The sequence below is a fragment of the Mesorhizobium sp. genome (assembly GCF_004962925.1).
Taxonomy (GTDB): domain Bacteria; phylum Pseudomonadota; class Alphaproteobacteria; order Rhizobiales; family Rhizobiaceae; genus Mesorhizobium.
Map to the genome: position 1 here is coordinate 2419 of NZ_SUEO01000168.1, position 8112 is coordinate 10530.

The 8112-nt window shown below is 64.1% G+C and carries 7 protein-coding genes; 2 read left to right on the forward strand and 5 right to left on the reverse strand.

Annotated features, from left to right (window positions below; genetic code table 11):
* The 5 genes from E5W87_RS26170 to E5W87_RS26190 form a co-directional block, all read right to left on the reverse strand.
* A partial coding sequence (locus tag E5W87_RS26170) for an acetyl-CoA C-acyltransferase (RefSeq protein WP_292404257.1) occupies positions 1–840 on the reverse strand: 840 nt, incomplete at its 3' end.
* 58 nt (positions 841–898) lie between these two features.
* Positions 899–2188 (reverse strand): FAD-binding oxidoreductase, encoded by a 1290-nt coding sequence (locus E5W87_RS26175; protein WP_292404259.1) that lies wholly within the window; start codon positions 2186–2188, stop codon positions 899–901.
* Positions 2188–3540 (reverse strand): glutamine synthetase family protein, encoded by a 1353-nt coding sequence (locus E5W87_RS26180; protein ID WP_292404262.1) that lies wholly within the window; start codon positions 3538–3540, stop codon positions 2188–2190. The genes E5W87_RS26175 and E5W87_RS26180 overlap by 1 nt, the downstream gene beginning before the upstream one ends.
* A gap of 37 nt (positions 3541–3577) precedes the next feature.
* Positions 3578–4861, reverse strand: coding sequence for a glycosyltransferase (locus tag E5W87_RS26185; RefSeq protein ID WP_292404265.1), 1284 nt, complete (start codon positions 4859–4861; stop codon positions 3578–3580).
* Between the two features lie 11 nt (positions 4862–4872).
* Positions 4873–5811, reverse strand: coding sequence for a GntR family transcriptional regulator (locus E5W87_RS26190; protein ID WP_292404268.1), 939 nt, complete (start codon positions 5809–5811; stop codon positions 4873–4875).
* 239 nt (positions 5812–6050) lie between these two features.
* On the opposite strand from E5W87_RS26190, the gene E5W87_RS26195 reads away from it, so the two are divergent.
* Together E5W87_RS26195 and E5W87_RS26200 are read left to right on the forward strand one after the other, a co-directional pair.
* Positions 6051–7115, forward strand: coding sequence for a spermidine/putrescine ABC transporter substrate-binding protein (locus E5W87_RS26195; RefSeq protein WP_292404272.1), 1065 nt, complete (start codon positions 6051–6053; stop codon positions 7113–7115).
* Between the two features lie 104 nt (positions 7116–7219).
* Complete coding sequence (locus E5W87_RS26200; protein ID WP_292404286.1) at positions 7220–8062, forward strand: ABC transporter permease; 843 nt, start codon at positions 7220–7222, stop codon at positions 8060–8062.
* The last annotated feature ends 50 nt before the right edge of the window (positions 8063–8112 follow it).

The window sequence follows — 8112 nt, forward strand, 5'->3', positions numbered from 1 at the left end:
GGCGATCGGCGTCAGGCCGTATTTCTTCACCGCGGCTTCCGAGGCGACGATCAGCGCAGCTGCACCATCGTTGACGCCCGACGCGTTGCCGGCTGTGACCGTGCCGCCTTGCCGGAACGGCGTCGGCAGTTTCGCCAGCGCCTCGATCGTCGTACCGGCACGCGGATGCTCGTCCTTCGAGACGATGACCGGGTCGCCCTTGCGCTGCGGGATCGTCACGGGAGTGATCTCCTTCGCCAGCCGGCCATTGGCCTGCGCGGCCACCGCCTTGTCCTGGCTGCGCACGGCAAACGCGTCCTGGTCGGCGCGCGAGATGGTGTACTCCTCAGCAACGTTCTCACCGGTCTCCGGCATCGAATCGACGCCGTACTGCTTCTTCATCAGCGGATTGACGAAACGCCAGCCGATGGTGGTGTCGTAGATCTCGGCATTGCGCGAAAACGCCGTCTCCGCCTTGGGCATGACGAAGGGCGCGCGGCTCATCGATTCGACGCCGCCGGCTATCATCAGCTCCGCCTCGCCCGCCTTGATGGCGCGCGCGGCGATGACCACCGCATCCATACCCGAACCGCAGAGGCGATTGACGGTCGAGCCGGAAACTTCCTTGGGCAGTCCGGCGAGCAGCAGCGCCATGCGCGCCACATTGCGATTGTCCTCGCCGGCCTGGTTGGCACAGCCATAGACGACGTCGTCGATATCGGCCCAGTCGATGCCGGGGTTGCGCTCGACCAATGCCCTCAGGGGGATCGCGCCAAGATCGTCGGCGCGGACCGACGCCAACTGCCCACCAAAGCGTCCGATCGGCGTGCGGATGTAGTCGCAGATGTAGGCTTCGACCATCGATGCAGCTTCCTCTTCTACGTTTCCCCCGGCCCTGCTACGGCTCGCTCGCTTTCGCTCAATGCTTGATGCGGTCGCGCATGGCGTACCAGAGCATGCCGAGCACATAGAGCGGACCGCGCAGCGCCGTGCCACCGGGAAACGGTATTGGCCTCAGCGTCGAAAACAGATCGAGCCGCGACGCCTCGCCGGTGATCGCCTCGGCGAGCAGCTTTCCCGACAGCGTCGACAGGATCACGCCCTTGCCGGAATAGCCATGTGCAAAATAGACCTCGCCATAGTGGCCGACATCCGGCAGGCGCGATGTCGTCACGGAAACCAGCCCGCCCCAGGCATGGTCGATGCGGCGGCCGCGCAATTGCGGAAAGGTGTTTTCCATATGCGGCCGCACGAAGCCGGCAATGTCGGCGGGCGGCGACGGTGTGTAGCGCTCGCCGCCGCCGAACAGCAGGCGCCCATCCGCCGACAGCCGGTAGTAGTTGACCACGAAGCGCGTGTCGGAAACGGCCACATTGCTTGGGATGACGTCGCTCGTGTCCTCCAACGGCTCGGTCGCGATGATGTAGTTGCCAACCGGCATGATGCGGCTGTTGACGCGCGGTTCGAGCCCCTGGAGCAGCGCGTCGCCCGCCAGCACGACATGCTTGGCCCGGACCGAGCCCTTGGCCGTCGAAACCCGGATGGAAGGTTGCCGCTCCAGCCGCAGCGCCACCGAGTTCTCATGGATCGCGACGCCCGCAGCAGCGGCGGCGCGGGCAAGACCCAGCGTGTAGTTCAGTGGATGCATATGGCCACCGAGCTTTTCATACATCGCGCCGTGATAGGGCGTGTTCACCATTCCACGCGCCTGCGCCGCCGACAGCATCTCGATGTCATAAAAATTCATCACGGTGGCAAGGCATTCTGCCTCTTCTTCGAGGTCGCGCAGGTCGGAGGCGTTGACCGCACCGGCCAGATGACCGGTGAGCCGGAGGTCGCAATCGATGGCGTGACGCTCGATCAGGTCGAGCACCAGCCCGCGTGCCTCGAAGGCGAGATCGAAAAGCGCCCGCGCCCGTTCCGGCCCATAGAGCTTGACCAATCCCTTGGCGCCCTTGCGCAGGCCGGGGATGATCTGGCCGCCATTTCGCCCCGACGCTCCCCAGCCGATCTTGCCGCCTTCGAGCAGCACGACCTTTAGCCCGCGCTCGGCGGCATGAAGGGCTGCGGACAGGCCGGTGCAGCCGCCGCCGACCACCACCAGATCGGCGTCGAAATCGCCCTGCAGCGCCGGATGATCCGGAGCCGGATTGGCCGTCGCGACATAGTAGGACTTGCCGATATCCAGGCCGGAATTGAAGCCCATCATCACACCTTGAGCAGCAGATGATCGCGTTCCCAGCTCGTGACGACGCTCTGGAACAGGTCGAGCTCGACGCTCTTGACGCGCAGATAGGTCTGGAAGAAATCCTCGCCGAGCAACTCCCGAACCGGACTGCACGCGGCGAAACGGTCGAGCGCCTCTTCCATGGTTTTCGGCAGCGTGCTCTTGCTGCGATAGGCGTTGCCCGATGCCTCTGGCGAACGCGAGAGCTTTTCCTCGACGCCGAGATAGCCGCAGAGCAGCGAGCCGGCCATCGCCAGATAGGGATTGGCGTCGGCGCCGGGCAGCCGGTTTTCCACCCGCCGCGCGGCGCGCCCGCCGGCCGGCACACGCAGGCCGCAGGAGCGGTTGTCATGCGACCACTCGATGTTGGCGGGTGCGCTGTGGTTCGGCCGAATACGGCGGAACGAATTCACGTTCGGCGCAAACAGCGGCATCACCTCGGGAATGTATTTCTGCAAACCGCCGATGAAATGCCCGAACATCTCGGTGTCGGCATCGTCGCGCCCGGCAAACAACGTATTCCCGGCATCGTCGATGATCGACATGTGGAGATGCATGGAGCTGCCGGCTTGTGCTGCGATCGGCTTGGCCATGAAGGTCGCATGCATGCCGAATTCCTGTGCGGCCTGGCGCGTCATCCGCTTGAACAGCAGCACCTTGTCGGCCAGCGGCAGCGCGTCGCCATGCAGGAAATTGATCTCGAGCTGCGCCGTGCCCGATTCATGGATCAGCGTGTCGAGCGGCAGCCCGGCCTTTGCGGCGTAGTCGTAGAGTCGCTGGATCACCGGCTCGAACTCCTCCAGCGCCGCCATGTCATAGGGATGCTGCACAGTTTCGGAGCGGCCATTGCGCCCGACCGGTGCGCTCAACGGCCGATCGGGATCTGGATTGGGCGCGGTCAGGAAGAATTCGAGCTCCGGCGCGACCACCGCCCGCCATCCGCGCTGGCGATAGAGGTCGAGCACGGCCCTTAGGACATGACGCGGCGAGGCCATCCACGGCCGGTCGTCCATGTGAAACGCATCGGCAAAGACATAGGCTTTGCCCGCTCCGGCACCGGGCGCAAGGCAGAGCGTCGCAACGTCCGGCACCATCCGCATGTCGGGGTCCTGATAGCCGAAGCCCTCGTCGTTGGAACCGGAATAGCGGCCGTCAATGCAGACCAGGAAGGCGCTGCTCGGCAGATAAAGCGCCCGGTCCTCGAGCGACTTCAGGAACTTGGCCGTCGGCAAGGTCTTGCCGCGCAACACGCCGTTCACATCCGGCACCAGGCACTCGACTTCCCTGATCCCCTGCTGCTCCAGCCATCTCTTCGGATCCTCCGTTGGGCTCATTTGCGGTGCATCCGTTGTTGTGGTCTTGAGCATCAGGTCACGTCCTTACAAGGGCGAGAATGGCTTCGGCGGCGGCGTCCGTTCCCGGCGCCCGTGCCATGGTGGCCGCATTCTCCTTGAGACGAAAGCGCATTTCGCCGTCGGCCATTAGGCCAAGGATGGCGTTTTCCAGCTCATCGTCGCTCCAGCCATCGCGGCTGAGGTGGCGGCCGACGCCGGTTTCCTCGGCACGTTGCGCATTGTCGTGCCCGTCCCAGCAATAGGGCATGATCAGCGACGGCACGCCGAAACGCAGCGCTTCGCAAAAGCTGTTGTTGCCGCCGTGATGGATGAAGAGGTCGGATTTCGCAACGACCGATGGCTGCGGAAACCAGGCATCGAGATAGACATTGTCCGGAACCGCGCGGTAGGTGTCGCGCAAACCGCCGGCATTGACGATGAAGCGGGCCGGAAGCCGGTCGAACACAGTGAGCATGCGCTCGATCAGCCCGACATCCATGGCGCCCAGGCTGCCGAAGCTGAGATAGACCAGCGGCCCGTCATTGCGCGGAAAGACCGGCACGTCGAACGGCCCTTCCGAACGGACGCAGCCTTCGAGATAGACGAAGCGGGCCGGGTCGAGCGGCTCGGCCCGCTGCCTGCGGACGATCGTTGGAGTCAGCAGTAAATTGAGGTCGGGCGAAGCTTCTAGAAAAAGACCCTTCGGCAAGGGCGCAAGACCGGCATCCGCCCGAAGCCGGTTGAAGCGGTCATGGGCCGGAGCGACCGCTGCCAGGTAGCGCGCCTCGAAGGCCGCGCGGCTCGGGTCGTCGGCGGCGAGACCGGACAGATAGGGTGGTACATCGGCGTCCGGAAGCTCAGTTTCGGCGCAGGATATCACGCGCACCCATGGGCAGCCGGCGGCGGCCAGCGCCGGAAACATGATGACATTGTCGAGCACGACGGCGTCCGGCTTCAGCCGCGCCAGCAATTGGCGCAGCGGCGCCTCGGCATTGACCGCAGTATCGACGATCGCTTCCCAGGTCGGGGCGACATAGGTTTCGAGCTGATCGATCGGGCTCAGCCTGAAATGCGGCAGATGCCGGCGCACGAAAGCCTGCCAGTAGCTCTGGCGTTCGCTGTCGGTCAGCGGCTCGTCGGTCGGCAACTGGTATTCCTGAAAACCATAGTCGGCAAACACGCCGGAGAAGCCGGCGTGGCAGATGAACACCGGCCGGGCGCCCCTTGAGCGCAACGCCTGCGCGATACCGACGCAATTGAGCGCCGCGCCAAAGCTCGCTTCGGGAAACAGCGCGATGGTCGGGCTGGCTTTGCGCGTCACTATGGTCCTCGTCAAGCCGGCCGGCTGATCATGCCGAACAATGCGGGGGCCCCGCGACTGGCCGCCTGCGGCCGCTGGCTGCGGGAAAGCCGCAAGTGGACGCGAAGCAGGTCGGCCGCAACCTCATACTGCCGGCTTTCCAATTGGTCGAGTATGGTCAGGTGTTCGCGCAGCGATTGCTTCAGCCGGAAGACGTTGACGCCGGCATAGGTCCCCGGCAGTCGGCGCAGCCTGAGATGGTCGGACAGCGCGTCGGTGACGAACCGGTTGGCGGCGCCATCGGCGATTAGGCCGTGAAAGTCGATGTCCAGCCGCTGGAACTCTTTGCTATCGAATGCGGCATCGGGCAGCGTCAGCAGCGCCTCCATGGCCTGGCGTAATGCCGCCGCGCGGGTCCCGTCCAGCCGAAAGCCAGGCGCCAGAATGGCGGCAGGTTCGAGCAGAAGGCGAAACTCGTAGCTTTCCCCTTGTGCCTCCGGATCGTCGGGCGCCCGCCTGAACAGCCAGGACTGACCCGGCGCGCGGTCCAGAAGATTCTCATCTGTCAGTTTCTTTAACGCTTTTAATACCGTCTTCCGCTCGGCGTCATACCGCCGCATCAGCGCGCCGATGGTCACCGTCTGATCCAGCCGGCGCGCCGACCGATCGCGCAGGATCATCTCCGCGAGCTCGTCCTCTTCGGTAACAGGCAGATCGGTGGCAAGGGTCGCCTGGCTGGTGAGGTCCACGGCCAGGCGGTAACCCGATTCAGCCTCCCAGCGCACGACGCCTTTTTCGGTGAGCAGCCGCAGCGCCGCCCGCACCGGGGTCCGCGAAACGTTGCAGAGAGACGCGATCTGCTGTTCCGGGAGATGAGCGCCAGCTTCGAAGCCGCGCTGCCGGGCCACATCCAGAATGCGCTGAGCGAGATCGAGATGGTTGGTGCGCGGTCGTCTGGCGGCGGCTTGCATGGCGATTTCTCATGAACGGCTTGACCGCTGCGGTTTGACCGATCGCCCTTGTAGACACAACCGGCCAGGTTTCGCAGCGATTTTCCAAATTATGGATTGACGTACTTTTTTCTGCAATAGTACTGTAAGGTCAATCGGCAATAAAAAGACCGGGGAACAGGATCGAAGCGGCGGCATGGTCGCAAGCGCTGGTCCGACGATTGATTGAATTCGACGATCAACCAGAATGGGAGTCTGTCATGACCGCCTCAACCCGCCTGCGCCATCCGTTAAAGATATCTTCGATCGCGCTTGGCCTCGCTCTGGCGCTGTCGGCGCCGGCGGCCGCCGCCGACCTCGTCATTTCCAACTGGGACGGCTACATGGCGCCGGATGCCATGGCCGCCTTCAAGACCGCGACCGGCGTTTCCGGCGAGGTCGTGGTTCACGCCACCAATGAGGAGATCATGGGCAAGCTCGTCGCTTCGGGCGGCAAGGGCTATGACGTGGTCTTCGTCTCCTCGCCCTTCGCCGAAGTGCTGAACAAGCTCGGCCTGATCGAGACGATCGACCACGCCAAGATCCCCAACCTCGCCAATCTTTATCCCGAGGCGGCGAAGCTGCCGCACGACGCCGGCAACAATTTCTCCGTCCCTTACACCTGGGGCACCACCGGCCTCTGCTACCGTTCGGATCTGGTCAAGACTGAGCCGGCGAGCTGGAACGATCTTCTCGCCCCATCCGATGCGCTCAAGGGCAAGACCACCATGCTGGCGACCGACCGCTGGCTGCTTGCCGCCGGCCAGCTCGCCAAGGGCTATTCGGTCAACGAGACCGATCCGGCCAAGCTCGCCGACGTCAAGGACCTGCTGATCTCGGCCAAGAAGACCTTGCTCGCCTATGACGACACCACCTTCTATTCCAAGCTGGTCTCGGGCGAGGCGCTGATGGTGCAGGCATGGGATGGCTGGTGCAACTACGGCATCGCCGAGAAGCCTGAGATCAAATACGTCATCCCCAAAGAGGGCTCGGACCTGTGGGTCGACACGATGGTGGTGATGAAGGCTTCGGCCAACAAGGACGCCGCCTTCCAGTTCATCAACTTCATGCTGGATGCCAAGAACCACGCCTGGGCAGCCCAGAACATCGACTACAAGGTGCCGAATAAGCCGGCTATGGAAAGCCTGCCGGCCGATTTCCTCGCCAAATTCCCCAATATGGGCATGCCGGTGGCCGAGCTGGTCAAGTTCGAGCAGTTGCGTGACGTCGGCGATGCCCAGCGCGACTATTCGAAGATCGTCAGCGAGATCAAGGCCGCGCAGTAGCCGGCATCAAAGTCAGAGAGCGCGGTCGACGGCGGCTTCCGCCGCCGGCCGCTGAGTGCGGTATCGCGATCGTGTCCCAAACCAGATTTCGCTCCTCCTTGCTGATGGCGCCGGCGCTGGCCTGGCTCACCGCCTTGATGGTGGTGCCATGCGCGCTGGTGCTGGCGCTCGCCTTCTTCCGGCGCGGCATCTATGGCGGCATCGAATACACCTTCACGCTGGAGAATTTCGGGCTGGTGTTCGACCCGCTCTATGCCGGCATCTTCCTCAATTCGGCACGCATCGCCGGCACGGCAACGCTGATCGCGGTGGTGATCGGCTATGCCGCCGCCTACGCGATCGCGGCAACACCACGCCGGTGGCAGCCAGTGTTCCTGTTCTTCGCCGTGCTGCCTTTCTGGTCCAACTACCTGATCCGCACCTATGCCTGGATCGTGCTGCTCAACCGCGAAGGCCTGATCACCCAGCTCTTGCGCTGGTTCGGCTACACCGGCGAGCCGCCGTCCATGCTCTACACTGAAGGCGCCGTCATCGCCGGCCTGGTCTACAATTATTTGCCCTTCGTCATCCTGGCCTGCTACGCGCCGCTGTCGCGGCTCAATCCGGAGCTCGCCGAGGCCTCGCGCGATCTCGGCGCTTCGGCCGTGACAACATTTCGCCGGGTCATACTGCCGCTGACGGTGCCCGGCATTGCCGCCGGTGCGGTCTTCGTCTTCGTGCTCTCGATCGGCAATTTCGTTACCCCGGCGTTGCTCGGCGGCGGCCGCTTCCAGATGATCGGCAATCTCGTCTACGACCAGTTCCTGACCGCCAATGACTGGCCCTTCGGCGCGGCGCTGGCAATGGCGCTGATCGCTATCATGCTGCTGGTGCTGACCGCGCAGGCTTTGGCCGCAGATCGCGCCGCTGGCCGTATCGCCGAAGCGAAAGGAGGCGCCGATGGCTGAGCGCGGCCTCCTTTCCTTCTCCCCGTTCACGGGGAGAAGGTGCCCCGATG

Bases quoted from the DNA above. Each gene is read 5' to 3' on its own strand.
- E5W87_RS26180 (WP_292404262.1), bottom strand. From the start codon at position 3,540: ATGAGCCCAACGGAGGATCCGAAGAGATGGCTGGAGCAGCAGGGGATC.
- E5W87_RS26190 (WP_292404268.1), bottom strand. From the start codon at position 5,811: ATGCAAGCCGCCGCCAGACGACCGCGCACCAACCATCTCGATCTCGCT.
- E5W87_RS26200 (WP_292404286.1), top strand. From the start codon at position 7,220: ATGGCGCCGGCGCTGGCCTGGCTCACCGCCTTGATGGTGGTGCCATGC.
- E5W87_RS26195 (WP_292404272.1), top strand. From the start codon at position 6,051: ATGACCGCCTCAACCCGCCTGCGCCATCCGTTAAAGATATCTTCGATC.
- E5W87_RS26175 (WP_292404259.1), bottom strand. From the start codon at position 2,188: ATGATGGGCTTCAATTCCGGCCTGGATATCGGCAAGTCCTACTATGTC.